This window comes from Sinorhizobium americanum (assembly GCF_001651855.1).
Taxonomy (GTDB): domain Bacteria; phylum Pseudomonadota; class Alphaproteobacteria; order Rhizobiales; family Rhizobiaceae; genus Sinorhizobium; species Sinorhizobium americanum.
The window spans coordinates 1-25986 of sequence record NZ_LNQC01000052.1 but is presented as its reverse complement, the minus strand read 5'-3'; the positions used below and the strand labels follow the sequence as shown (position 1 = coordinate 25986).

Genomic DNA, 25986 nt, shown 5'->3' with positions numbered 1-25986 from the left:
TTGCCCCGGGCTCATGCGTTGCCGGTTGAGTTCGGCTTCGCTCGCAATGGGGACAAGCAAACCACGCCGCGCCCGAATGTAGCCTGAACAAAACGTTCAGGTTGCATTCAGAAGCGTAGTTGAGCCTCGGCGCACCCAATCGGCGCCCCGGGGCATTCGTCAAGCGTCGAAATAGCTCTGCAGCGGACGCACTTCGAGGTTGCCCGCCTTCAGCGCCTTGATGGCTTGCGCCGCGGCTTCGGCTCCGGCCATGGTCGTGTAATAGGGGACCTTCTGCATCAGGGTTGCACGACGCAGCGACTTCGAGTCGGAGATTGCCTTGTTACCATCCGTAGTGTTGATGACGAGCTGGATCTGGCGGTTGCGGATGGCATCCTCGACGTGCGGCCGCCCCTCGAGCACCTTGTTGACCTTGATGGCGGTGATACCGTTTTCGCCCAGGAACCGGGCCGTGCCGCCGGTCGCCATCACCTTGAAACCGATATCCGCGAGCACGCGGATGGCCGGCAGCACCCGTGCCTTGTCCTCGTCGCGAACCGAGACGAACACCGTTCCGTCACGCGGCAGGTCGACGCCGGCGCCGAGCTGGGACTTGGCGAAAGCCAACGCATAGTCGGTGTCGAGGCCGATCACTTCACCGGTCGAGCGCATTTCCGGGCCGAGCAGCGTGTCGACGCCCGGGAAGCGGGCGAACGGGAACACGGCTTCCTTGACGGCGATATGCTTCAGATTGCGCGGATCCGGCTTCTTGCCATAGGCGGCGATCGCATCATCCAGCGTTTCCCCGGCCATCACGCGCGCGGCGATCTTCGCAATCGGCGCGCCGATCGTCTTGGCGACGAAGGGAACAGTCCGCGACGCGCGCGGATTGACTTCGAGCACGTAGATCGTGCCGTCCTTGATGGCGAACTGCACGTTCATCAAGCCGCCGACGTTGAGTGCCTTGGCAAGCGCCGCCGTCTGCCGCTCGAGCTCGTCGACGAGGTTCATGTCGAGCGAGTGCACCGGCAGCGAGCACGCGGAGTCGCCGGAGTGAATGCCCGCTTCCTCGATATGCTCCATGATACCGGAAACAAACACATCCTTGCCGTCGCACAGGCAATCGACGTCGACTTCGATGGCATTGGTCAGATAGCTGTCGAAGAGCAGCGGGTTCTTGCCGAGCAGCGTGTTGATCTGGCCCGTCTTGTCGTTCGGATAACGCTGCTTGATGTCTTCCGGCACGAGGCCCGGAACCGTGTCGAGCAGGTAGCTCTGCAGCATGCTTTCCGAATGGATGATCTGCATCGCCCGGCCGCCGAGAACATAGGACGGGCGCACGACCAGCGGGAACCCGATTTCGGCGGCGACGAGGCGGGCCTGCTCGACGGAGTAGGCGATGCCGTTGCGCGGCTGGTTCAGGTCGAGCTTCATCAGAAGCTTCTGGAATCGGTCGCGGTCTTCGGCCAGATCGATCGCGTCGGGTGCCGTCCCGAGGATCGGAATGCCGTTCTTCTCAAGCGCCTCGGCAAGCTTCAGCGGCGTCTGGCCGCCGAACTGAACGATGACGCCGTGCAGCGTGCCGTTTTCCTGCTCGGCGCGCATGATCTCGATCACGTCTTCCGCCGTCAGCGGCTCGAAATAGAGGCGGTCGGAGGTGTCGTAGTCGGTCGACACGGTTTCCGGATTGCAGTTGATCATGATCGATTCATAGCCGGCGTCCTTGAGCGCGAAGGCCGCATGGCAGCAGCAATAGTCGAATTCGATCCCCTGGCCGATCCGGTTCGGGCCGCCACCCAGGATGACGACCTTCTTGCGATCGGAAACCTGTGCCTCGGAGCGGGCGGCGCCGACGAACGGCGTCTCATAGGTCGAATACATGTAGGCGGTCGGCGAAGCGAATTCCGCCGCGCAGGTGTCGATGCGCTTATAGACCGGGCGGACATTCAGCGCGTTGCGCAGTTCCGCCACTTCCTTCGGGCGCTTGCCGGTGAGCGTCGCGAGCCGCGCATCGGAGAAGCCCATCGCCTTCAGCATCCTGAGGTTTTCGGGATCCTGTGGCAGGCCATGTTCGCGGATGCGCGCCTCCATGTCGACGATCGCCTTGAACTGGGCGATGAACCATGGGTCGATCTTGCAGGCCTCGTGGACTTCCGCTTCGGTCATGCCGAGGCGCAGCGCCTGGGCGACCATGCGCAGGCGGTCAGGGGTCGGCGTGCCGAGCGCAGCGCGGATGGCGTTGCGACCATCGCCGTCGTCGTCGAAATCGGGAACTTCGATCTCGTCGAGACCGGTAAGCCCGGTTTCAAGCCCGCGCAGCGCCTTCTGCAGCGATTCCGCGAAGGTGCGGCCAATCGCCATGACTTCGCCGACCGATTTCATTGCGGTGGTCAGCGTCGGTTCGGCGCCGGGGAATTTTTCGAAGGCGAAGCGCGGGATCTTGGTGACGACATAGTCGATCGACGGTTCGAAGGACGCCGGCGTCGCGCCGCCGGTTATGTCGTTCTCCAGCTCGTCGAGCGTATAGCCGATGGCAAGCTTGGCGGCGATCTTGGCGATCGGGAAGCCGGTCGCCTTGGAGGCGAGCGCCGAGGAGCGCGAGACGCGCGGGTTCATCTCGATGACGACCAGGCGACCGTTTTCGGGATTGACCGCGAACTGCACGTTCGATCCGCCGGTCTCGACGCCGATCTCGCGCAGCACCGCGATCGAGGCGTTACGCATGATCTGGTATTCCTTGTCAGTCAGCGTCAGCGCCGGCGCGACGGTGATCGAATCGCCCGTGTGGACGCCCATCGGGTCGATGTTTTCGATCGAGCAGATGATGATGCAATTGTCCGCCTTGTCGCGGACGACTTCCATTTCATATTCCTTCCAGCCGAGGACCGACTCCTCGATCAGGACTTCCGTCGTCGGCGACGCATCGAGGCCGCTGCCGACGATCTCGAAGAACTCCGAACGGTTGTAGGCAATGCCGCCACCAGTGCCGCCGAGCGTGAAGGAGGGCCGGATGATCGCCGGCAAGCCGACGTCGTCGAGCGCTTGAGCCGCGATCGCCATGGCATGGTTGACATAGCGCGCCTTGCGATCGCCTTCGCCGAGGTTCCACTGGTTCTCGAGCTCGTCGAGGGCGGTGTCGAGTTCGCCGCCGGAAAACTTGGCCTTGAGCGCCGCGCGCTCCGCCTCATGCGCCTTCCGGTCCTGGTCCTTGATGTCGGTGGCGTTCGCCAGCCGCGACTTCGGCGTCTCGAGCCCGATCTTGGCCATCGCTTCGCGGAACAGCGCGCGGTCCTCGGCCTTGTCGATCGCATCGGGCTTGGCACCAATCATCTCGACATTGTAGCGATCGAGAACGCCCATCCGGCGGAGGGAAAGCGCCGTGTTCAAGGCCGTCTGGCCGCCCATTGTCGGCAACAGCGCGTCCGGGCGCTCCTTGGCGATGATCTTGGCGACCACTTCAGGGGTGATCGGCTCGACATAGGTCGCATCGGCCAGCCCCGGATCGGTCATGATCGTCGCCGGGTTGGAGTTGACGAGAATGACGCGGTAGCCTTCCTCCTTGAGAGCCTTGCAAGCCTGGGTGCCGGAATAATCGAATTCACATGCCTGGCCGATCACGATCGGCCCCGCGCCGATGATGAGGATCGATTTGATATCTTGGCGCTTCGGCATGGTTCTCATCCGCTTTTCTGGTTGCGCGAAAAACCGGCCGAGGTGGGAGATCACCGGCCGGGTGCACAATGAATGGTCTTTTCAGGCTAGAAGCGGCTTATAGGCAAATGTCCTTGCCAGCGAAACCCCGAAAATTCCGGAATCGACAATAAAGCGCAGGATATTTGCGTGCTCGATCAAAGACCGCCTTGGAGTATCGCCCACCACTTTCGGAAGCACCGTCTTCATCGATGCACCTCCGTGCCGCGCCCCGGTGCGACGGGAACCTGAAAGCGAAGAGACGTCAACCATCGCCAAGGATGAATAGGCGACATTACGGAAAAAGACCGGCCGATGAAACCGCCTCTGCGGCGATTGCGTTTTACATGGATCGCCGCGCAGGCATATAAATGTTCAACGCGCCAAAGTAGAAGCGACGTCTCCGGAGGAAAGATCATGGAATGGAAGGGCCGCCGCCAGTCCAGCAACGTCGAGGATCAGCGGGGCGCGAGCCCCGGCGGCCTTGGAGGCGGCCCCTTCGGCCGCGGCGGCGGGTTCCGCATTCCGACAGGCGGCGGCATGCGCCGCGCCGGCGGGGGCTTGAGCTTCGGCACGATCATCTTCCTGGTCATTCTCTATTTCCTGCTGAAGGCCATGGGCATCGACATGCTCCAGGTCATCGAGGGCGGGCCGGTTAACATGCCGGGCTTCGAGCAGAGCGATGGTTCGCAGGCGCCGCGCGGCTCGGCGGAAGAAGAGGAGATGAAGGCCTTCATGGCGACGGTGCTGGCGGAGACGGAGGATACCTGGAACGGCATCTTCCAGGCTGGCGGCCAACAATACGAAGAGCCGAAGCTGGTGCTTTTCAGCAGCGCCGTCCAGTCTGCCTGCGGGTTTGCCTCCGCTGCCTCGGGGCCATTCTATTGCCCGGGTGACCGCAAGGTCTATCTGGACATGACCTTCTTCGAGGAACTGGCGCAGAAATTCGATGCGGCGGGCGACTTCGCGCAAGCCTATGTGCTGGCGCACGAGGTCGGCCATCACGTCCAGAACCTGCTCGGCGTCCTTCCGAAATTCAACCAGATGCGTCAGCGCATGAGCGAGGCCGAGGCGAACCAGATGTCGATCCGCGTCGAACTGCAGGCGGATTGCTTTGCCGGAATCTGGGGCAAATACACCGAGCAGAAGGGCTTGCTGGAGCGCGGCGACCTCGAAGAGGCCCTCAACGCCGCGACCCAGATCGGTGACGACACGCTGCAGAAGCGCATGCAAGGCTATGTCGTGCCGGAGAGCTTCAACCACGGAACCTCGGAGCAGCGGATGAAGTGGTTCAGGCGCGGCTTCGACAGCGGCAGGATGTCGGACTGCGATACCTTCTCCGGTTCGGTTTGATAGTTCCGGAGTCGGGCAAGACCCGGCTCCCGGCCCTCCGTCATCGTTCGCTATCCATATGGACCAGCTGCGTCTCGGGATAGCGTGCGCCGGCTGCGGCGTCCTTCGGGATTGCATGTTCGATCGCCGCGAGATCATCGGCGTTCAGTTGAACAGCCTGCGAGCCAAGCGCCTCTGAGAGGCGGTCGCGCCGCCGGGCGCCGACGAGCGGGACGATATCGCGACCCCGAGCGGCGACCCAGGCAATGGCGATCTGCGCCACCGTCGCGTCCTTTCCAGCCGCCACGCGCCTCAGCGCTTCGACCAAGGCAAGGTTCTGATCGACGTTGCCTTCCTGAAAACGCGGACTCATGGCCCGGAAGTCGCCGGTCTTGGCGGCATCCTTCTGCCAATGCCCGCTGATCAGCCCGCGCGAAAGCACGCCATAGGCGGTGATGCCGATGCCAAGCTCGCGGCAGGTGGGGAGTATCTGGTCCTCGATCCCTCGGGAGATCAGCGAATATTCGATCTGCAGATCGCTGATCGGGTGGACGGCGGCGGCGCGGCGGATCGTCTCGGCGCCGACTTCGGATAGGCCGATGTGGCGAACATAGCCCGCCTTCACCATATCCGCGATCGCACCGATCGTCTCTTCGATCGGCACATCCGGGTCGAGGCGGGAGGGGCGGTAGATATCGATGTAGTCGACCCCCAGCCGCTGAAGGCTGTAAGCCAGGAAATTCCGCACCGCCTTCGGCCGTCCGTCATAGCCGGACCAGCCGCCCGCCGCATCGCGCAGCGCGCCAAACTTGACACTGAGCTGCACTTGATCGCGGTCCCGGCCGGCGAGCGCCTCGCGAATCAGCATCTCGTTGTGTCCCATACCGTAGAAATCGCCGGTGTCGAGCAGGGTGACAGCCGCATCGAGAGCGGCATGAATTGTCGCCATGCTTTCGGCGCGATCCGCGGGACCGTACATTCCCGACATTGCCATGCATCCAAGACCGATCGCCGAAACGTCGGGTCCGGACTTGCCTAGGGAAACCATCTGCATCTGAGTTCTCCTTGGTGAAACCTTGCTGCCGTTTCCTTCGCCGCAAGGTTTACTCCGTTTCGATCTGTGCGATAATCCGGCATTCACAACACAGCTTGTACGGAATTTAGTACAATGAATGATCTTCCCCTGGCCGATCTCGACGCCTTCGCCGCCGTCGCGCACGAACGCAGTTTTCGGACTGCGGCCAAGAAGCGCGGCGTGTCGGCGTCGGCTCTCAGCGAAGCCCTGCGGCGCCTTGAATCCCGGCTGGGGGTCAGGCTGCTCAACCGCACGACGCGCAGTGTCACCGTGACGGAAGCGGGCAGCCGCCTCCTCGAGCGGCTGGCGCCGGCGCTTGGCGAGATCGCCGGGGCTCTCGACCAGGTGGCGAGCGAACGCGACAACCCGGCCGGAACGCTGCGCCTCAACGTCCCGACGATCGTTGCGCGTGAAATTCTGCCCCCGATCGTCTGTCCATTTCTCGCAGCGCATCCGGCGATCGCCTTGGAGGTCACCGCCGAGGATGGATTCGTTGACGTTCTGGCCGCTGGTTTCGATGCGGGCGTGCGTTACGAGGAACGTCTGGAGAAGGACATGATCGCGATCCCTATTGGACCGCGTGTGCAGCGCTACGTCACGGCGGCCGCTCCGGCCTATCTGGCCCGGCACGGCGTGCCACAGCATCCGCGCGATATCCTCGACCATGCCACGATCCGTCACCGCTTCCAGAACGGGATTGCGCTGCCTTGGGAGTTCGGGGAGGGCGAGGTGGCAATCACCGTGGCGCCGCCGGCTGCCGTCCTCGCCAATTCGATCGATCTCGAGATCAGTGCTGCTGTTGCCGGTCACGGAATCATCCGGACCTTTGAAGAATTGGTGATGCCCGAAATTAGAGCCGGCCGGCTGGTGCCGATCCTCGAAGACTGGGTGACCGGTTTCCCCGGACCATACCTCTATTACGCGGGGCGTCAGCACCTGCCGACGCCGCTACGTGCCTTTGTCGATTTCCTGAGGGCACGGCAACGGCAGTCATAGCAATGAATACACGCAGAAGCCGAAGACTCATCTGTTCCTGTGATCATTCCGATAAGAACCTTTGAAATGTTCTTGGATTGTTTCACTGCAAGCGATGCGATAAACCTTATTTGGTGAGATCGTTCATGTTCTGTCTCCGTTTCGGCGGACAGCGGGGAGGAGCTTGATGCTCGACAAGATCTTTGTGCGACGTGGCCTGTTCCTCGTCTTTCTGATCCTGCTTCTCGACATCATGGGCATCGCCATCATCGTGCCGGTGCTGCCCAGCTATCTTCAGGAATTGACCGGGGCGAGCGTCGGCGAGGCGGCCATCGAGGGTGGTTGGCTGCTGCTCGTCTATTCGGGGATGCAGTTTCTTTTTGCGCCCTTGATCGGCAATTTGAGCGATCGGTTTGGACGCCGGCCGATCCTGCTCGCCTCGGTGTTGACCTTTGCGATCGACAACCTGATCTGCGCAGTGGCAACGAGCTACTGGACGCTCTTCGTCGGGCGAATCCTCGCCGGGATCAGCGGCGCGAGCTTTGGAACCGCTTCCGCCTTCATCGCCGACGTAAGCGACGATTCCAACCGCGCCAGGAACTTCGGGCTGATCGGCATCGCGTTCGGCACCGGCTTCGCCCTAGGGCCGGTTATTGGCGGCTTCCTCGGGGAACTCGGCCCGCGCGTTCCTTTTTATGGCGCGGCAGCGTTGTCCTTCGTCAATTTCGCTGTCGGCCTGTTCCTTCTTCCAGAAACGCTCGACCCGGCAAACCGGCGCCGCTTCGAGTGGCACCGGGCCAACCCGCTCGGCGCGCTGAAGCAGATGCGCAACTATCCGGGGATCGGCTGGGTAGGCCTCGTCTTCTTTCTCTACTGGCTCGCTCATGCCGTCTATCCGGCCGTCTGGTCCTTCGTTTCGTCCTACCGCTACGGCTGGAGCGAGGGTCAGATCGGACTGTCCCTTGGCATTTTCGGCGTCGGCGGCGCGCTCGTTATGGCACTCGTCTTGCCGCCGGTCGTGTCGAAGCTCGGCGAGCGGAGGACGGCTACGCTTGGCCTCACCTTCACGGCGCTTGGCATGCTCGGCTACGCGGCTGCCTGGCAGGGTTGGATGGTGTATGTCGTGATCGTCGCAACGGCGCTCGAGAGCTTGGCCGACCCGCCGTTGCGCAGCATCGCTTCGGCCCATGTGCCGCCCTCAGCGCAGGGCGAGTTGCAGGGCGCTCTCACCAGCATATCGAGCATAACCACGATCCTCGGTCCGCTTCTCTTCACGCAGATCTTCGCGCTCTTCACCAAGCCGGAAGTGGTTTATTCGTTCTCCGGCGCGCCCTATGCGGTGGCGGCAGGCCTGATCGTCGCGAGCCTGTCCGTGTTCCTGCTGCGGGTGCGGCCCGTACCGGGCGGTGCGTTCGAGCATGCGGCGCGGAGTACGACCGATGCTCCGCAGGAGCGGTCGGCACGGCGATCCGAAGCGCCTGCGGATTGATCAATTTTCTTGATAGACCGATGAAAAATTGAGCAGCTTCGCCCTTGTTGCTGGCGCCCGTCCCGGTGGTGCTGTAATTCGGCATATTCCTAGAATTGATCTGTGCCCGCTGCGCCGCAGAGCGAGGATTGTTCCATGCTGACCGCGACCCGAGAACTTGTGCCTGCGCAAACCGACAACTCCTGGGGCACGCACTTTCGCGCCAGCATCTATCTCGGCGTTCCCTTCATCGGTGCCCAGCTCGCACAGCTTGCCATCAATACCACTGATGTCTTGATGGTCGGCAGGCTCGGGGCGGTTCAGCTTGCCGCAATCATCCTTGCCACCCAGTTCTTCTTCACGGTCTTCATCTTCGGCAGCGGCTTCGCAAATGCCGTTGTGCCGATGGTCGCGCAAGCCCAGGGCCGAGGAGACCGGATCTCGGTTCGCCGCTCCGTGCGCATGGGCATGTGGGTGGTTTTGCTCTACGGGCTCATCACCGCGCCGGTCCTCTGGATGGCCGAGCCGATCCTGCTTCTCGCCGGCCAGAAGCCGGAGGTCTCGGCTCTTGCTGCGGAGTATCTCCGCATCGCCCAATGGGCGATCTTTCCCAGCCTAATCTTCATGGTGCTGCGGGCGTTCCTCGCCGGCCTAGAGCGGGCCGGCATCATTCTTTACGTGACGCTTGCGACCTTGGTTCTCAACGCCGTGCTCTGCTATGTGCTGATCTATGGCCATTTCGGCTTTCCGGCGCTTGGCATTTTCGGTGCTGCGGTCGCGGCGCTGGGCGTGGCGCTGCTCGGTGCAGCGCTGACGATCGGCTACATAGGCGGCCAGCCTGAACTCAATCGCTTCGAGCTGTTCGTGCGCTTCTGGAGGCCAGATTGGCCGGCTTTCCGCGAGGTCATCTATCTCGGCGTTCCGATTTCGATGACGATCCTTGCGGAAGTGAGCCTCTTCACGGTCGCTTCTCTGCTCATGGGAACGATCGGCACCATTGAGCTCGCCGCGCACGGCATCGCGCTTCAGTTCGCCTCGATCGCCTTCATGATCCCGCTCGGTCTCGCCCAGGCCGGTACCGTGCGCGTCGGCCTCGCCTATGGCAGCGGCGATCTGGTCGGCGTTCGGCGCGCTGCCGTCGCCGTGCTCGCCCTCGGCTCCGGGTTCGCGGCCATCGGCAGCACCATCTTCGCGCTGCTTCCATATCAGCTTGCGACGCTCTATCTCGACACCGGCCGTCCCGATGCTGCCGAGGTGCTGGCCTTCGCCGGTCCGCTGATCGTCATCGCCGGGGCTTTCCAGCTCGTGGACGGGCTCCAGGCGATCGCCGCCGGCATGTTGCGCGGCCTCAAGGACACGACGGTGCCGATGATCATGGCGATGATTTCCTATTGGCCGATCGGCTTCGTCTGCGCCTGGGCTTTCGCCTTTCCGCTGAACTTCGGTGGCGTCGGGGTGTGGTTCGGCTTTGTGTTGGGGCTAGCGGCTGCCGCCTTGCTGCTCAACTGGCGCTTCTTCCGACTTATCCAGTCGCTGCGCGCTCCAATTGCAGCTTGAATGGCAAGGTGTAGGCATTCGGCAAAAAGAATAGCCGGACGGGCAGGGGATGCCGTCCGGCTCTGAATGAGCGGCCTCATCAGGGGAGAAACGAGACCGCTTAATGTGAAACTTCCTGGCAGAAGTTTCCTGGAGGCATTTCATCTCAAAGCGGCGACACCATCACGCCGCAGTCGCCGTTATTTTCTCCTCAGCCCATCCGTTGCTGCCGACAAGACCGTCACGCGGTCACGAGCCTCGCTGCGAAGCGCATTGATCGTCGCTAAAATCATCGCGAAAAACATCGCCATCGAAAACAGAGCAAGTCCCATGGCCGTCTCCTTTCGTCTGCTAAACGGCGCGCCCCATAGAAAAGTTCCGTTCACTTGTTGTTTCACGCTACAACTTGCGGTGTGAAACCAGTTTGAACGTCGCATTCATCTAGCATTCATTCTCCGATCGCTGCTGTTTCCGGTGGAACTAGGAGAGTCGGATCGGCCCGCCCTTGCGATCAGACGCCGTCCGTGACAAAAGGCTTCACCAACGGAAACAGGCGCGATGACCACGGCTTTCTATCCCGGTTCCTTCGATCCGATGACAAACGGCCATCTTGACGTGCTCGTCCAAGCACTCAACGTAGCGTCGAAAGTGATCGTCGCGATCGGCATTCATCCCGGGAAAACGCCGCTCTTTTCGTTCGAGGAACGCGCCGATCTGATCCGCCGGTCGCTGAGCGAATTCCTGCCGGAAAGGGCAGGGGACATTGCCGTCGTTTCCTTTGACAATCTGGTCGTGGATGCGGCCCGCCAGCATGGCGCTAGCCTTCTTGTGCGGGGATTGCGGGACGGCACCGATCTCGACTATGAGATGCAAATGGCCGGGATGAATCGGCAAATGGCGCCGGATATTCAGACCCTGTTTCTGCCTGCGGGGACAGCATCCCGGCCCATTACAGCCACATTGGTCCGCCAGATCGCATCCATGGGGGGCGACGTCAGCGCCTTTGTGCCCAGAGCGGTCTTTCAGGCGCTGCAGGCGAAGCACAAGGCCTGAGCTTTCACCACGCAAGGAGAACGCATGAAAATCCTCCAACTCGCTTTTGCAGGCGCTCTGGCGCTCGCCACCATCACGGGAGGCGCCCAGGCGCAGTCGAGCGACAATATCGTGACGATCGAGCTCAAGGACGGCCCCGTCGTCATCGAGCTGCGCCCTGACATCGCGCCGAAGCACGTGCAGCAGATCAAGGACCTCGCCGCCGCGGGCGAGTATGACAACGTTGCCTTCCACCGGGTGATCAAGGGTTTCATGGCCCAGACCGGTGACGTGCAGTATGGCGACATGAAAGACGGCTTTCAGCCGCAGCTCGCCGGCACCGGCGGCTCTTCGAAGCCGGACCTGCCGGCAGAGTTCTCGGATGTTCCCTTCGAGCGCGGTACCGTCGGCATGGCGCGCTCGCAGGACCCGAACAGCGCCAATTCGCAGTTCTTCATCATGTTCGCTGCCGGCGACTTCCTCAATGGGCAGTACACGGTTGTCGGCAAGGTCGTCGAAGGCATGGAGAAAGTCGACAAGATCAAGCTTGGCGACGACGCCAACAACGGCGCCGTCACGGACCCTGACCGCATGATCAGCGTCAAGGTCGGCAAATAAGATCAGACAGAAGGAGAAAGACCATGGCCGAGATCAAGGATCCGGAAAACACGATCATCATGGAAACCACCAAGGGCAGGGTGGTGATCGAGCTTCGGCCGGACGTCGCTCCGGGCCACGTCGCCCGCATCAAGGAATTGTCGCGCGAGGGCGCCTATGACGGCGTCGTCTTCCATCGCGTGATCGAAGACTTCATGGCGCAGACCGGCGACGTCCAGTATGGCAAGACCGGCGGCGAGCACTTCAATCCGAGCCGCGCCGGCATGGGCGGTTCATCCAAACCGGACCTCAAGGCCGAGTTCTCCGACATCTCGCATGTGCGCGGCACTTGCTCGATGGCCCGCAGCCAGATGCCGAACTCGGCAAACTCCCAGTTCTTCATCTGCTTTACCGATGCTCCCTGGCTCAACAAGCAATATTCCGTCTGGGGCCAGGTCATCGAAGGCATGGAAAACATCGACCAGATCAAGCGCGGCGAGCCGGTGCGCGATCCCGACTCGATCGTCTCGATGCGGGTTGCCGCCGACGCCTGATTTGCGCTAATGCACGGACCCGTCCCGGTCTGGCCACGAGCCCGCCGGGGCGGGTTTGCTTTTATTCGACATTCAGATGCGCGTAGACCTGTTCGATTTCGACCTGCCGGAGACTTCCATTGCGCTGAGGCCCGCAAGCCCCCGTGACAGCGCGCGCATGCTCGTCGTGCGGCCCGAAGCGGAGCCGGTTCTCTCCGACCACGGCGTGCTCGATCTCACTTCGTTCCTGCGGCCCGGCGATGCGCTTGTGTTCAACGATACGAAGGTCATACCGGCACAACTTGAAGGCATTCGCCGACGCGGAGAGGACGTCGCAACCCAGGTCTCGCTGACGCTGCACATGCGCGTCGGGCCCGACCGCTGGAAGGCCTTTGCGCGGCCGGCGCGACGGCTGAAGCCGGGTGACCGGATCAGTTTCGGCCACGGCGGCAATGCCTGCCTGCTCGGTTCGCTCGATGCAACGGTTGAGGAGAAGGGCGGGGCGGGCGAGGTCACCCTTCGCTTCGATCTTTCCGGTCCGGTGCTCGACGAAGCGATCATGTCGGTAGGGCACATTCCGCTGCCGCCGTATATCGCTTCCAAGCGCCCCGAAGATGCACGTGACCGTGCCGACTATCAGACGCTCTATGCCCGTGAGGAAGGCGCTGTCGCCGCGCCGACGGCGGGCCTGCACTTCACCGATCGGCTGTTTGGCAAGCTCGACGAGGCAGGAATCGAGCGCCACTTCGTCACGCTGCATGTGGGGGCAGGAACCTTCCTTCCGGTCAAGGCCGACGACACCGACGATCATGTGATGCACGAGGAGATCGGCCATGTGGACGCTGCGACCGCCGCACGGCTCAGTGCGGTTCGGGCCCGCGACGGACGCATCGTCTGCGTCGGAACGACGTCGCTCCGGCTGATCGAAAGCGCCGCCACAGAGGAAGGCCAGATCCGTCCCTGGTCGGGGCCGACTGGCATCTTCATCACCCCGGGCTACCGCTTCCGCGCCGTCGATATGCTGATGACCAATTTCCACCTGCCGAAATCGACCTTGTTCATGCTGGTGTCTGCCTTTGCCGGGTTGGACACGATGCGGGCCGCCTATGCCCATGCGATCGCAGCCGGCTACCGATTCTACTCCTACGGCGATGCCAGCCTGCTTTTCCGGAAAGACCAATGACCGAGACGTTTCAATTCAAGCTGCTTGCGACTGACGGCAAAGCGCGCCGAGGCGAGGTTTCGATGCCGCGCGGAACGATCCGCACGCCGGCCTTCATGCCGGTCGGAACCGTCGGCACGGTCAAGGCGATGTATCTCGATCAGGTGCGCGAACTTGGCGCCGACATCATCCTCGGCAATACCTATCATCTGATGCTGCGTCCGGGCGCCGAACGCGTCGCGCGGCTCGGCGGCCTGCACAACTTCATTCGCTGGGAGCGGCCGATCCTGACGGATAGCGGCGGCTTCCAGGTGATGTCTCTCTCGAGCCTGCGCAAGCTCAACGAGCAGGGCGTGACCTTCAAGAGCCACGTCGACGGCGCGCTCTACCAGATGTCGCCGGAACGCTCGATCGAGATCCAGGGTCTCCTCGACAGCGACATACAGATGCAGCTCGACGAATGCGTCGCGCTGCCGGCCGAGCCCGGCGAAATCGAGCGCGCCATGGAAATGTCGATTCGCTGGGCGGAGCGCTGCAAGGTTGCCTTTGGCGATCAGCCGGGCAAGGCGATGTTCGCAATCGTGCAGGGCGGCGACCTTCCGAAACTGCGCGAACGTTCGGCCCTCGCTCTCAAGGAGCTTGATCTCAAGGGTTATGCGGTTGGCGGTCTTGCCGTCGGCGAGCCGCAGGAGGTAATGCTCGAGATGCTCGACGTCACTTGTCCCATCCTGCCGGCGGAAAAACCGCGCTATCTGATGGGCGTCGGAACGCCGGACGATATTCTGAAATCGGTGGCGCACGGGATCGACATGTTCGATTGCGTGATGCCGACCCGCTCCGGTCGCCATGGACTGGCCTTCACGCGCTACGGCCGTATCAATCTGCGCAATGCGCGCCATGCCGAAGACCTGCGGCCGCTCGACGAACAATCCTCGTGCCCGGCGACGCGGGACTATTCGCGCGCCTACCTGCACCATCTGATCCGTTCGAACGAGTCTCTCGGCGGCATGCTTCTAAGCTGGAACAATCTTGCCTACTACCAGGAACTGATGGCCGGCATCCGCAAGGCGATCGAGGAGGGGCGTTATGCCGATTTCATGGTAGAGACCCAGGAAGGCTGGCAGCGCGGCGATCTTCCGCCGGTATGAGCTGGCACGCCGAACGCGTCAGAGCGCCGGGCCGGGCGCGGTCTGCACCATCATCACGCCGTTGATCTTATAGCTGCCGTCCGGTTGCGGCACGAGCTCGTAAATTGCCGTCCAGTCCTTGCCGTCGGCTCCGGAAATGAGCACCTCCTGGATCACTTCGTCGCCGATCAGCTTCGACCGTCCGAAGGCGAAATTGCCTGGGCGATACAGGTGCTGATAGCTCTTCTTGACCATCTCGAAGAAGACCGCCCGATCCGGAAATTTCGCGCGGATGCCGGGGGAGGCGAAGGAATAGGCAGCTTCCGCGTCGTCCTCGACAAAGGCCTGGATCTGCTGGCGGATGACCGATTTTGCTGTGTCGACAGGGTCTGCGTGCGCGCATTCCATACCGAGTGCGAGCACCAGACAGAGAGCAATGGAGAAAGCTCGCGTCATGGGAGCCTCCATTAGAATTTCGTCATCGAAGCATAGGCTCCGCGGTCCCATTGTAAGCAACCACCTTCGGCGGAGGGCGTGGTTTCGGGATAGGAGAGATCTGCAGAAAAGACAGTGCCTAGAGTTCGTTAGCGGCGAGATCTCGACTCGCTTGAGAGGAAGTCACTATTTCGTGATCTCCGTCACTGCCTCGACGCTACGGTCGTGTAACGCGGGGCCACGCGAGCGCAGTATCGCAAACTTATCCCCGCCTCGCGGCTATCCGCTCTGCGCTACGATGACGCGCACCGTGACACGCGGTGTATTTCTTGCCGGATCCGCAAGGGCAGGGATCATTGCTCCGGCGCTGCAGGCGGCCGATCAGGGGCAGCAATAGCGCGGAAGGAATAAGCGAGGTGATGAGAATCGCGAGCTTGGCCGAGAAACCCGGTATCACGAGGCGACGGCCGGACCTGAAACCGCGCCAGGCGCATGCGGCGACATATTGCGAATCGACCTTCGGCAAGACCTTGAACAGCGCCGCGCGGTTGGCGCCCGACCGCTCGAGGAACTCGGTCGATACCGGTCCGGGGGCGACGCAGGTTACGGTTACGCCGGTGCGGTGAAGTTCCTGGTGAAGAGCCTCGGAGAACGACCGCACGAAGCCCTTGCTGGCATAGTAAAGAGCCATGTACGGGCCAGGCGTGAAGCTTGCGACGGAGCCGAGATTGATGACGCCGCCACGGCCGCGCGACACCATGCCAGGCAGGAAGCGAAGGGTGAGATCGGTCAGCGCGCGTATGTTGAGATCGACAATGCCGAGCTGATCACCGGCCGGCAACACCGTCGCACTGCCGCGGAGCCCATAGCCGGCGCTGTTGACCAGGACATCGCAGTAGAGGCCATTGGCCGAGAGAAACGTTTCGAGCTGGCGCGCCGCGTCGTCTCCCGAGAGATCCAAGGAGACGGTGAACACCTCGCCGCCGGCCTTGATATCGGCGGCCGCCGCCGCGAGACCGTCCGGCGAACGCGCCACCAACACCACGGTTGCGCCGTCGCTTGCGGCAGCGCCTGCCATTGCCTTGCCAATTCCGCGCGAGCCGCCCACCACGACGACGGCCGGTCGGAGCTCCAGTTGCTCCGTCATGCCGCACCCGAGGCGGCAGCGCCCGCGACGGTGGCTGCTACTGTTTGACCGGCCACTTCCGCGGCGATTTCGCCATTCAGAATTCTTTCGAATCGCTCCAGCGCCCGCGCCACATTGGCGCCATCCATCACACGGTGATCGTAGTGGATGCGGACGGTAACCAAGCCCTGATCGTCGATCTGGCCGTAGTTGAAGATCGTCGTCAGAGGCGTCATGGGATTGAGCGACTCGGCGCCCAGCCCCGAATAAACGGACAACTGGAAGGTTCCGAAATGACGGCCGCGAGGGCGGCCGAGATTGAGCCCCAACCACATGAGCAGCCAGCGAATCGGCGCCGGCAGCTTGGCGATCTTCAGGGCGCGCCGGAACTCCTTGACGTCCCTGACGGGACGTGTCCGCGCCGCCTCGATCAGGGCGGCGAGTTCGGTGATCGGCCGACGCTCCGGGTTCTTGATCAGGCTGAGAAGCACAGCCCGCTCGCCATCGAGCTCGCGCTCGTGGGCGACCGACGCGATGCTTCCCGGATATTCGTAGAGTTGTGGTCTCGGCAGCTTGACATAAGCCCGCCGCAGCTCCGGCGTTTCTAGCGAAAGAAGTGCGTATCCCTTGAGGAAAAGCACCGTCCAGGAGGGCCTGCCTTGCTGTGCCATCCTGGCTTTCAGCAACGGACCGAGATTCATCTGCCGCTGCACGGTGACCCTCGGCACACGAATCGAAAAGCGCATCAGATCGCCGACGAGGCGCCGCGGCGCCGAAAGCTTGAGAGCTCGGCCTCGCATCAGGGCACCTCTAGTAAAGATAGGGGATGATTCGCTTGGTCTTTTCCATGTAGGCGCTGTATTGCGGGCCGAATGTCTCCAGCATCATACGCTCCTCCTCGTCCACCCTCAGAAAAAACAGGATCGCGAAGCCGACCAGGCCGGCAAGCCCCATGAGCCAGTTCGCCAGCAGAAAGGCCTGTCCAACGCCCATGAGCATGAAGGAAGTGTACATTGGATGGCGCACGAGGGCGTAGGGCCCGCGGCTGATCAGCTCATGTCGGTCGCGGATCTCCAGAGTGATGGACCAGTTGCGGCCAAGTTCCTTGTGCGTCCTGCGAAATACCCACATGGCGAGGGTGAAGACGGCCGCCCCTACGGCCACGGCCCACGCGCTCGCCGGATAGTCGGCCGCCTCGGGGATGCCCGTCACCACATAAAAACCCGGTATGATTCCGAGGCCAAGCAGGGCCGCAAAAAGGCCGATCGTCTCCGAGCGGGAGCGACGGTTGCTGACGACCTCGACCCGCTTCGCACGGCGCTCGTAGGGACGGCGAATGAAGTACCAGGCGACGATGCCAAGCACCCAAATAATTTGGCCTATGGAAGCGATCGACATGCTCACCCTAGCGTACAAGGCTCTTTTGATTTTCGATTGTGCCAATGGCGAGCGGGGGAGGGCTCGAGCCGACCGCGTCAGCCGCCATTCATTTCACGGAGCCTTGTAATGAATTCTTGCGGCCTTAGCCAGATGCCTGGCGTCTGATACCCCATGGAGCGCGCAATCTCCGCCACGAAGGCATTGCAGTTATAGACCGACGCGTGCCAGACGCGCGACTTTTCCTTCAGCTTTCGTATGAAGGCGACGACCTTGTTGTATTCCGCCTCGTTCAGCATGATGCGCCAGCTTGCCGACCTGTATTCCTCTTCGAGGTCGCCGTCGCTTGCTCCCGTCTCTGCCGGCACGGGGAAAAAATGTCCCAGAACATAGGGCGCCGTGTCGTTCGTAGCGGGAGCAAGACCCGCCACCTCGGGGTTGATCATTGCTCCCGAAGCATTGGTCCGGCCGAATACCGCGTAAGTATGGCCGTAGCTCAGCGCATAGCGGGAGCGGAATTCGATGAAATACCCTTGTTCTCGGGTCTGAGAGAGGAGCTTGGTTGACCCGCCAGTCTGGCTGCTCGACACGTAGGCGGGTTGCGGCTTCTCGTCTTGCGTCTGGCACGCCGTTGCAGCGAATGCGACCAGAAACACAGGGAAGATACGGCTTGCTGCAAATGTCATCACGTCACTTCGCTCTGTCGCCGACTTCATTTTAGCAAAATTTGAGCCGGCTTGTATCAACCAGTGGCGTTGTTTGACCGTCTGCCTTGGGCTGATTCGGTCTAAAGGCGCCCCGTGGGAGGGCTCTTGGAGTCTCCCACGGAGCAAATTCAGCTTTTACTTGTAAACGGGAGCAGGCTCTACTGCCGGCTCTGCTGCCACCGGCGGCGGAGCTTTCCCTTTGCCCTTGCCGATCGTGTCGCAAGCGGTCAGGCCGGCGACAGAAAGCAACGCAATCATCACGATTAGAATTCTGCTCATCAAGTAGTCCTTTCCTCAATAGTCGGAATGGTTTATCGAAGGCAACACTCCAAGTAATAGTGGCGATTGGCGCCTAGGCCTAGTGCAAGAAGGACACAGTTGGCATCAGCTTTGTCGGTGCGGAACTGTTCAACGGGCACTTCAAAACACCTGGCTTAATTATTTATACCAAATACGCGCGCAAACACCATCAGATGATCAATACGGTGGTTCCAACCGGGGTCCGGCTGTAGAGATCGACGATGTCGTCGTTCGTCAAGCGGATGCAACCGCTCGATACCGCCTGTCCGATCGTCCACGGTTCGTTCGTGCCGTGCAGGCGGAACATCGTGTCCTCACCGCCTCGATAGAGGTAGAGGGCGGATGCACCGAGCGGATTGTGTAAGCCGCCGGAGACGCCCCCCGCATACTGACGCAGGTGAGGTTTGCGTTGCATCATGTTTTCGGTGGGTGTCCAGGACGGCCACTCCGCCTTTCGGCCGATTCTGGCCCTGCCCTTGAGGGTACGGCCTTCCTCTCCGACACCGATGCCATAGCGAATCGCCATGCCCCCGCCTTCGACGTAGTAGAGATAACGTTCTTCGGTGTTGACGACGATCGTTCCCGGTGCCTCGCCCCCGTCATAGGCTACTTCCTGCCTGCGGTAGCGCGGGTCGATACGCGTCCTAGAAGCGATTGGGCTCTCGATTGGTCGAACGATCGAACTACATCCGGTGGCCAGCAAGGCCAGACTACCCAATACGAGCATGCGACGCGTAACGTGCTTCTTGTCCATCTTCACCTGCTGAGAAAATTCGTGAGTCCCCAGACTGCGTGTTTAACACTGCTGCGCGTGCTGGCCAAGCCTCGCATCTCAGGCGGGCACAACGAGGTGAATTTAGCCTTCGAAATCAGGGGATTGCGTACTCAATTTGGGACGGTACGAAGGGGCAGATGCCCCGATTCGCTGTCGTTATCCCTTTCGATTGCGCCAATCCTGCGGCAGCAGATCCGAGTCGCGAACCACGACCGGCTGACGTGTTCGAGCCATCGGGCCGCCAGCTTGGCGGATAGATTAAACCCTTGCGGCAGCCAGCCGTGTCTGCTCGACTGTGAGTGGGAAGAGGCAGGAAGGATTGAGAGCATGAAACTGGGCTTCGAGGGCAAGATCGCCATCGTTACCGGCGGCGGTTCGGGAATCGGCGCGGCCATCTCGCGGCAATTGAGCGGCGAGGGGGCGGAAGTCGTCGTTGCCGATCTCAATCCCACGGCTGCCCAAGAGATTGTCGACGAGATTCGCGGGAATGGAGGTCGAGCCCGCCCCTTCACCGTCGATATCGCCGACGCTGGCGCCGTCGAGCAACTGGTCGATTTCACTCTCAAGGAATGCGGAGGTCTAAATCTGGCCGTCAACAATGCCGGCATCGAAGGCGTCCGAAAGCCGACGGGGGATTATCCGCTCGACAATTGGCAGCGCGTCATCGACGTCAATCTGAACGGCACCTTCCATTGCATGAAATACGAGATCGCGGCCATGCTGGGACGGGGAGGCGGCGCGATCGTCAATGTGACGTCGATTCTCGCTTCCGTCGCCTTGCCCACCGCATCTGCCTATACCGCGGCCAAGCATGGTGTCATCGGGCTGACGAAGACTGCAGCGATCGAGTATGCTCGTATGGGCATCCGAATCAACGCCGTCGGCCCCGGCTGGATCGAAACGCCGCTTCTATCGGAATATGCCGAGCTGGCGAAGACCCGAAGGCTGGAAGCCCTGCAGCCGATGGGCCGGCGCGGCACGCCCGAAGAAGTGGCAGCCCTTGTCTGCTTTCTCTTGTCCGATCAGGCAAGTTTCATCACCGGCAGCTACCATCTCGTGGACGGCGCCTACACGGCTCACTGAGGGGTCCCCCCGCTAAGCACGCCCGGCTTCCTTGACTGCTCGCCTTCTCCTACAATGCTATCCGGACACAGAGGAGTTCGGTGATGAGCGAAGACGCCTTCAACATGTCGATCCGCAAGTTCCTGAAAGAAGTCGGTGTCACTTCGCAGCGAAAGATCGAGGAGACGGTGCGCGAAGGGCAGACCGGCAAGAAGCTGAAGGTCCGCATGACGCTGACGGCGGAAGGCACAAGTCTCAACCACGTGGTGGACGGCGAAATTGAGCTCCCATAGCCGGTGAATTTGAAGGCAGGGTGAGCCTCTTGGGGCACTGCCGGCGGAATAGCTCGGAGGTCCACCATCCCCGACCGCACTTTCAGCTGAGAATCAAAACCGGATATTGCACGCATGGGCGCGATAGAGGTTGTCGATTACGATCCGACATGGCCCGACCTGTTCGAGGAGGAAAAGCGCCGCATATCGGAGCTGATCGGCAGTGACATGGTGGATGACATTCACCATGTCGGCAGCACCTCGGTCGTCGGGCTTTGTGCGAAGCCCAAGATTGACATCGACGCAGTGCTTCGCAGCGATGCGCTGGTTGTCGAGGCGGTTAAGCGCGCGAAATCGCTGGACAACTTCAGATTCCACGGCGATCCCTATGGTGATGGCATGTGGACCTTCACCTCAGGGCGCGGCTCTCATGGCACTCGGCTCTACCTCTGCGCCCCAGGGAACGCAACGCATGTCAGGCGCGTGCTGTTTCGAGATTGGCTCCGCAGGCATCCGGACGACGCTGCCGAGTACGCCGCTCTTAAGCGTAAGCTGGCAGCGGAGGCAAACGGCGACTGGAAATTCTACACCGGCGGCAAATCGGACTTCGTCGCGAAGATCGTGCAGCGGGCATCTGGCTAGCGCGAATGGCAGCAAGTTGGGGGGGAGGTCAGCGGCGAATAGCGAAACGATGTGCAATGATTTCCAAGGCGAAGCCTTGCTTTTATGGCATGTCGCACTTGGAAATAGAATGTACCCCGCTACAGATCATGTCAAAGCTATTTAAAGATGAGACAAAGTCGTCAACTTAGAAATGCGACATCATCCTATTCCTGATTACTGCGTTTGCAAGTTGCTATATTTACAAAGTACGTAGACGCAAGCCGCCGGCCGGGTGGAGCTGGTCAGGGTTGCGCAGGCCGGTCGGCGGCGGATGGCTCCAGCTGCAGAATAAACTTTGGCTTTGACACCCCGATCACTCCGCCGCCTTCAGCTGCGCAAGGGCTTGCTGGCGCTTGGCGATGACGACCGGATCCTTGGTGAAATCCGTCTTCCGGCCAGGCTTGGTGCCACGCTTCTGATAGCCATTGCTCTGGCTGCCGTCGCGAATGCCGAACATATGGTCCGTCTGGCCGGTGCGGCGCGGTCCGCCCTTGCTGCGCTGTTGCTCTCGTCCGGCCTGCCTCTCGGCCACAATCGAAAGCATGTCGTCCAGGCGCTTGTTCTCAACCACTTCGCAGCGGTGCACCGAGCGCAGCGTGTCGAAGGTCCTGTAGGGCAGGGAGGTCCCCTCATGGGTGACCTCGAGGCGACCATCGGGATAGTCGCAGACAATGAGCTTCTTGCCGGCGAGCGCCGTGGCGAAATCCGTCGGATCGAGGATGAACATCACCTTGTCATAGCGCAGCGTCAGCGAATTCGACAGCTTGCGGATATCCTTGCGGCACATGGCGCCATCGAGGTTCTCATGCGCGGCAAACGGCCGGTGCATGTCCTTCGGATTGCGCGGCGCCTTGCCAAAGCGGCGATTGAAGTCGGCCATGAACTCCGGCGCATAGGCATTGGCCGCCGCGATCGTGTCGATGCCGCGCAGCCGCAGTTCCTTGACGAGCCGATCCTGCAGCGTCTGGCTGGCGCGCTCGACGCGCCCCTTGGCCTGCGGGGTGTTGGCGCAGATGATGTCGATGTTGAGTTCATAAAGGGCCCGCCCGAACTGCGTCAGGCCACTGGTCCTGTCCTTCTTCGACGCATGGGTGGTGCGGAAGATGCCATGCTTGTCGCTGTAGAAGGCGATCGGCTTGCCCCAGTGCTGCAGGTAGGCCTTCGTCGCGTGCAGATAGTCGAAGGTGTTCTCCGATACGGCGAAGCGCAGATGCAAGAGCTTGCCGATGGCATCGTCGATATAGACGAGCAGGGCGCATTTGGGTCCGCGGTTCTCGAACCACCATGCAGCGAGCCGTCGATCTGAACGAGTTCGCCGAAACAATCGCGCCGGCCGCGCGGCTGGAGACCCGCTTCTTGCGCTCGCGTCGCGACACCCAGGTGCCGGCTTCGATCCTCCACTGCCGCAGCGTCTCCTTGCTGACGGCAATCCGGTGGCGTTCGAGCAGCTTCTCGGCCGCCAAGGTTGGTCCAAAATCCACGTAATGCTCACGCACCAGGTCGAGCACTAGGTTGCGGAAATTCTCGCTGTAACGCCGGTTGCTCGGACGGCCGCGCTTCTTCGAGACGAGACCATCGGCGCCGGCCAGATCATAGGCCTGCAACAGCCGGTGCACCTGACTGCGGCTAAGACGAAGCAAGGCGGCCGCCTCGACGACGCTCAGGCTGCCACCGCGAATCCGCTGGATCAGTTCAAGACGATGCAATTCCTTCTGCGACATGGTGATCAAACAAGACATGACGACTCCGAACGCTCATGGTCTCAACCACGCTTCACGTCGCCAGTCTTCCTTCCAAACGTTGACGTTTGACCAGCATCCCGAGAGGCGACGACTGTCGCCGCAGCATCTCTAACTGGCTCATATGTCGCATCTCTAAAATGCTGCTACACGCGATGTGGTGGCCAGGTTGAACTGTCCGCCGGGGCGCAAAGTTAAAATGTCACTTTGGATACGTCTTCAGCCACTTAGAAATACGACACTCGGCATCTCCACTTGCGCTGGGCAAGCCCCCGACCGGACCGGCTGGGCCGGGTTGCAAGGGAAGGGAGGGGGCGGCTGAAGGGCACCCCTTCGGCTAGCTTGGACAGTTGGAGAGCCAGTCATTCCGCCGCATCGAGGTCAGAGAGCGCCTGTCGCCGTCGGGCAATGACCGCTGGATCGTTCATGAAATCCTTCCGACGTCCCGGGCCGCGCGCGCGTCGAACATAGCCGTTCTTCTCGCTGTTCGTCTTCACGGCCGGCTTCCTCTGCTGCTCCTGACGTTCCTTGATGTAGGCCAGGACATCACCGAGCCTTTTGTTCTCGGTGATCGCTGCATGCGTCACCCGCTGGTTTTTGTCGAACACCTGGTAGGGCAGGGAATGCCCCTTCCAGCGCACATCCAGCCGGCCGTCCGCATAGGCATAGGTCTCGACATAGCGACCGACCAGCCCGCGCGTCACCTCGGTCTCCTCCAGCATGATCCGCTGGCGCTCGTAGGAGAACGTCAGTTGCGTGCCGACATAACGCTGCTCACGTTTGCACAGGACGTCGCGCAGCCGATCCGGGGCAAGGTTCAGCGGCCGGTGCAGGTCGTCAGATCGGGCAGGGGGAATGGCAAACTGGCGGTTATAGCGCTCCATGAACTGAGGCAGGAAAGCGTTGCCGTCGTCCATACCGCAGATGCCCTCCAGACGCAGATCCTTGATCAAGCGGTCCTGCAGCGTCCGGTTCATCCGTTCGACGCGACCCTTGGCCTGGCTCGAGTTTGCGCAAAGAATCTCGATGTTTAGCTCAGAAAGCGCGCGGCCGAACTGGGTCATGCCCTGGCCGCCCTTGGCATCCTTCTTCGCCACCCGGAACACCGAATGCTTGTCGGAATAGAAGGCGACCGGAGCACCATGCGCCTTCAGATAGAGTTCCAGTGCCTCGAAATACGTGAACGCACTTTCCGATCGTACGAACCGCAGCTGCATCAGCTTGCCGGTCGCATCGTCGATGAACACCAGCAGCGAACATGGCGGCCCGCGATCCTCAAACCAACGATGCTCGGATCCGTCGATCTGCACCAGTTCGCCATAGGCCTCGCGCCGCAACCGCGGCTGATGAAAGGTCCGCCGCTGCTTGCGCGACAGCCACAGGCCGGCCTCCGACATCCATTGGCGCAAGGTCTCGCGCGACACCGTCAGGCCGTCGCGCTCGGCGAGCTTCTCAGCGGCTAATGTCGGTCCGAAGTCCGCATAGCACTCGCGTACGAGCGTCACGGCATAATCGCGCACGCCGTCACAAATCCGATTGTTCGATGGCCGGCCGATCGCCTTGTGCCGGATCGACGCCGCACCGCCAGCCCTGATCCGATTCAACAGACGACGCACCTGGCGGGTACTCAGGTCCAGCACATGTGCCGCCGACACCAACGTCATACGCCCGGCGATCACCTTCGACAAAATCTCGATCCGCTGCAGGTCGCGCTCGCTCATCGCAATCAATCCCATCCGCAATCTCCCAGGTCATCAAAACCCGGGGAGAGTGACATTCCAACTTTGCAGGAACAGGACACTTTAACTTTGCGGTGTAAGTTCATGCCGAACTGCGACTTGCGCGTGTAACGCTAACCGACACGTCGCATTTGCGCGAGCAGTTTCTTGCGGAAGACTTCCGCGGGCGTTCGGTAGCCCAAGCACTTCCGCGGTGTCGAGTTGAGCCGGTCGCAGATCTCCTTCAGCTCACCGTCGGTGATCGACAGGGGATCCACCTCTCTCGAAAGCCATTTGCGAACCCGGCCATTGGTGTTCTCGACCGTGCCTTTCTGCCAGGGCGACTGCGGGTCGCAGAACCATGTCTGCGTTCCGATGCCGGCTTGCAGATACGGCCATTCGCTGAACTCGGTGCCGCGGTCGAAGGTGATCGAGCGTCGAGCAGCGTGGGGCAGGGGTTGGAGCACCTCGATCAGCCCGTCCATGATCGGCTTCGATTGCCGGTCGTTGTTGCGCAGGAAGACCGCAAAGCGGCTGACCCGCTCGACCAGTGAGGTCACGTTGGCCTTGCCGAACTTCTTGCGAAACTGGATGAGATCGCACTCCCAGTGCCCGAACTGCTTGCGTTCGGCGACAGCGTCAGGACGGTGAAGGATGTTGAGTTCCGGGCTGAAGCGGCGACCGTGGCGCCGCCGGGCATGCCGCGGTCTGCGTCTCGCACGACGCTCAGGCAGGTGCCGCCACAGCTTGATCGCCTGGCCGTCTGCGGAATAGGCAAACTTGTAGATCGTCTCATAACTGACGCAGATCGGATGGCGCTCCAGCCGCATGCGGCCGGCGATCTGCTGTGGCGACCAGCCATGCATAATCCGCTCGATCACCGATTGGCGCACATTTGAGAACCGGGCGAGCTTGCGCAGCTTGGCTCTGCGCTCACGTGCCATCTCGTTGGCGGTCACGCAATAGTAGCCGCTCAGATCCGGCATCTGCGGATCGTCAAAAGCATTCCGCTTGAGCTCACGGAAAATCGTCGACCGGTGCCGGCCGAGCTTCTCGGCGATGACGGTGGCGCTGAGGCCGGCCGCTCGCCAGCGAGCGATCCTGCGACGTTCATCCATATCGATCTGGGAGTAGGTGCGTCTCATGAGCCATTCCTTGCGTGTGATAACCCATTGGTATCTATCGCAAGTCGCACTTCATCCTTGAACCCACCCGGCTACAGATCATGTCACAGCTATTTAAAGCTGAGACAAAGTAATCAACTTAGAAACGCGACATCATCCTATTCATTATTACTCCATTTGCA

Annotated in this window: 25 protein-coding genes and 1 pseudogene; 12 read left to right on the top strand and 14 right to left on the bottom strand. The window is 61.5% G+C overall.

From position 1 onward, the window contains the following. Positions 1–159: 159 nt before the first annotated feature. The gene (gene carB, locus ATC00_RS13585) at positions 160–3651 is read right to left on the bottom strand and encodes a carbamoyl-phosphate synthase large subunit (protein ID WP_037383427.1); all 3492 of its coding nucleotides are present in this window, start codon (positions 3649–3651) and stop codon (positions 160–162) included. An 81-nt stretch (positions 3652–3732) separates the two neighbouring features. Continuing rightward, positions 3733–3879, bottom strand: coding sequence for a hypothetical protein (locus ATC00_RS32570; protein ID WP_156877932.1), 147 nt, complete (start codon positions 3877–3879; stop codon positions 3733–3735). A 207-nt stretch (positions 3880–4086) separates the two neighbouring features. Here ATC00_RS32570 and ypfJ point away from each other — a divergent pair, with 207 nt between their 5' ends. Then, positions 4087–5022, top strand: coding sequence for a KPN_02809 family neutral zinc metallopeptidase (ypfJ, locus tag ATC00_RS13580; RefSeq protein ID WP_037383425.1), 936 nt, complete (start codon positions 4087–4089; stop codon positions 5020–5022). A 40-nt stretch (positions 5023–5062) separates the two neighbouring features. Here the strand turns inward: ypfJ and ATC00_RS13575 are convergent, their stop codons facing one another. Beyond that, a complete protein-coding gene (locus tag ATC00_RS13575) occupies positions 5063–6055 on the bottom strand; it encodes an aldo/keto reductase (RefSeq protein WP_064253189.1) in 993 nt (330 codons plus the stop codon). Positions 6056–6169: 114 nt separating this feature from the next. On the opposite strand from ATC00_RS13575, the gene ATC00_RS13570 reads away from it, so the two are divergent. From ATC00_RS13570 to ATC00_RS13560, 3 genes are all read left to right on the top strand, one after another. After that, entirely contained in the window at positions 6170–7072 is a 903-nt protein-coding gene (locus ATC00_RS13570; RefSeq protein ID WP_037383420.1) for a LysR family transcriptional regulator, read from the top strand. A gap of 166 nt (positions 7073–7238) precedes the next feature. After that, complete coding sequence (locus ATC00_RS13565) at positions 7239–8540, top strand: TCR/Tet family MFS transporter (protein ID WP_064253188.1); 1302 nt, start codon at positions 7239–7241, stop codon at positions 8538–8540. Positions 8541–8675: 135 nt separating this feature from the next. Next, a complete protein-coding gene (locus ATC00_RS13560) occupies positions 8676–10076 on the top strand; it encodes an MATE family efflux transporter (protein ID WP_064253187.1) in 1401 nt (466 codons plus the stop codon). Positions 10077–10255: 179 nt separating this feature from the next. On the opposite strand, the gene ATC00_RS33830 is transcribed toward ATC00_RS13560, so the two are convergent. Further along, positions 10256–10387 carry a hypothetical protein gene (locus tag ATC00_RS33830; RefSeq protein ID WP_037383416.1) on the bottom strand — a complete coding sequence of 44 codons (132 nt, stop codon included), beginning with the start codon at positions 10385–10387 and terminating at the stop codon, positions 10256–10258. Between the two features lie 226 nt (positions 10388–10613). Here ATC00_RS33830 and coaD point away from each other — a divergent pair, with 226 nt between their 5' ends. The 5 genes from coaD (at position 10614) to tgt (ending at position 14527) form a co-directional block, all read left to right on the top strand. Beyond that, positions 10614–11108 carry a pantetheine-phosphate adenylyltransferase gene (gene coaD, locus ATC00_RS13555; protein WP_037383413.1) on the top strand — a complete coding sequence of 165 codons (495 nt, stop codon included), beginning with the start codon at positions 10614–10616 and terminating at the stop codon, positions 11106–11108. A gap of 24 nt (positions 11109–11132) precedes the next feature. Further along, a complete protein-coding gene (locus tag ATC00_RS13550; protein WP_064253186.1) occupies positions 11133–11705 on the top strand; it encodes a peptidylprolyl isomerase in 573 nt (190 codons plus the stop codon). Between the two features lie 23 nt (positions 11706–11728). Next, positions 11729–12238 carry a peptidylprolyl isomerase gene (locus ATC00_RS13545; RefSeq protein ID WP_037383408.1) on the top strand — a complete coding sequence of 170 codons (510 nt, stop codon included), beginning with the start codon at positions 11729–11731 and terminating at the stop codon, positions 12236–12238. Between the two features lie 76 nt (positions 12239–12314). Further along, positions 12315–13400 (top strand): tRNA preQ1(34) S-adenosylmethionine ribosyltransferase-isomerase QueA, encoded by a 1086-nt coding sequence (gene queA / locus ATC00_RS13540; RefSeq protein ID WP_064253231.1) that lies wholly within the window; start codon positions 12315–12317, stop codon positions 13398–13400. Continuing rightward, positions 13397–14527 (top strand): tRNA guanosine(34) transglycosylase Tgt, encoded by a 1131-nt coding sequence (gene tgt / locus ATC00_RS13535; protein WP_037383405.1) that lies wholly within the window; start codon positions 13397–13399, stop codon positions 14525–14527. Before queA ends, tgt begins: the two co-directional genes overlap by 4 nt. 18 nt (positions 14528–14545) lie before the next feature. Here the strand turns inward: tgt and ATC00_RS13530 are convergent, their stop codons facing one another. The 7 genes from ATC00_RS13530 to ATC00_RS13500 form a co-directional block, all read right to left on the bottom strand. Then, complete coding sequence (locus tag ATC00_RS13530) at positions 14546–14962, bottom strand: DUF4864 domain-containing protein (protein WP_064253230.1); 417 nt, start codon at positions 14960–14962, stop codon at positions 14546–14548. A gap of 241 nt (positions 14963–15203) precedes the next feature. Continuing rightward, positions 15204–16088: an SDR family NAD(P)-dependent oxidoreductase gene (locus tag ATC00_RS13525; RefSeq protein ID WP_064253185.1), complete on the bottom strand. Its 885-nt coding sequence runs from the start codon at positions 16086–16088 to the stop codon at positions 15204–15206. Further along, positions 16085–16867, bottom strand: a complete 783-nt coding sequence (locus ATC00_RS13520) for a hypothetical protein (RefSeq protein WP_037383400.1) — start codon at positions 16865–16867, stop codon at positions 16085–16087. Before ATC00_RS13520 ends, ATC00_RS13525 begins: the two co-directional genes overlap by 4 nt. Positions 16868–16877: 10 nt before the next feature. After that, positions 16878–17465: a protein-S-isoprenylcysteine O-methyltransferase gene (locus ATC00_RS13515; RefSeq protein WP_064253184.1), complete on the bottom strand. Its 588-nt coding sequence runs from the start codon at positions 17463–17465 to the stop codon at positions 16878–16880. 77 nt (positions 17466–17542) lie between these two features. Continuing rightward, positions 17543–18130 (bottom strand): hypothetical protein, encoded by a 588-nt coding sequence (locus tag ATC00_RS13510; RefSeq protein WP_037383396.1) that lies wholly within the window; start codon positions 18128–18130, stop codon positions 17543–17545. 156 nt (positions 18131–18286) lie between these two features. Continuing rightward, positions 18287–18430, bottom strand: a complete 144-nt coding sequence (locus tag ATC00_RS13505) for a hypothetical protein (protein WP_037383394.1) — start codon at positions 18428–18430, stop codon at positions 18287–18289. Positions 18431–18620: 190 nt separating this feature from the next. Continuing rightward, positions 18621–19205 carry a L,D-transpeptidase gene (locus tag ATC00_RS13500; protein ID WP_037383392.1) on the bottom strand — a complete coding sequence of 195 codons (585 nt, stop codon included), beginning with the start codon at positions 19203–19205 and terminating at the stop codon, positions 18621–18623. Positions 19206–19553: 348 nt separating this feature from the next. Between ATC00_RS13500 and ATC00_RS13495 the strand changes: the two genes are divergently transcribed. The 3 genes from ATC00_RS13495 to ATC00_RS13485 all read left to right on the top strand — a co-directional run bounded on the left by ATC00_RS13495 (position 19554) and on the right by ATC00_RS13485 (position 21202). Then, positions 19554–20309 (top strand): SDR family NAD(P)-dependent oxidoreductase, encoded by a 756-nt coding sequence (locus tag ATC00_RS13495; protein WP_037383390.1) that lies wholly within the window; start codon positions 19554–19556, stop codon positions 20307–20309. 83 nt (positions 20310–20392) lie between these two features. Then, positions 20393–20581 carry a DUF6494 family protein gene (locus ATC00_RS13490; RefSeq protein ID WP_037383388.1) on the top strand — a complete coding sequence of 63 codons (189 nt, stop codon included), beginning with the start codon at positions 20393–20395 and terminating at the stop codon, positions 20579–20581. Positions 20582–20695: 114 nt separating this feature from the next. After that, positions 20696–21202 carry a GrpB family protein gene (locus ATC00_RS13485; protein WP_037383386.1) on the top strand — a complete coding sequence of 169 codons (507 nt, stop codon included), beginning with the start codon at positions 20696–20698 and terminating at the stop codon, positions 21200–21202. 334 nt (positions 21203–21536) lie between these two features. On the opposite strand, the pseudogene ATC00_RS13480 reads toward ATC00_RS13485, so the two are convergent. The 3 genes and pseudogenes from ATC00_RS13480 to ATC00_RS13470 form a co-directional block, all read right to left on the bottom strand. Further along, positions 21537–22962 (bottom strand): annotated as a pseudogene (locus tag ATC00_RS13480) (ISNCY family transposase). 362 nt (positions 22963–23324) lie between these two features. Next, positions 23325–24698, bottom strand: a complete 1374-nt coding sequence (locus tag ATC00_RS13475) for an ISNCY family transposase (protein ID WP_064253183.1) — start codon at positions 24696–24698, stop codon at positions 23325–23327. 116 nt (positions 24699–24814) lie between these two features. Continuing rightward, a complete protein-coding gene (locus ATC00_RS13470; protein WP_064253182.1) occupies positions 24815–25825 on the bottom strand; it encodes an IS30 family transposase in 1011 nt (336 codons plus the stop codon). Positions 25826–25986 lie beyond the last annotated feature (161 nt).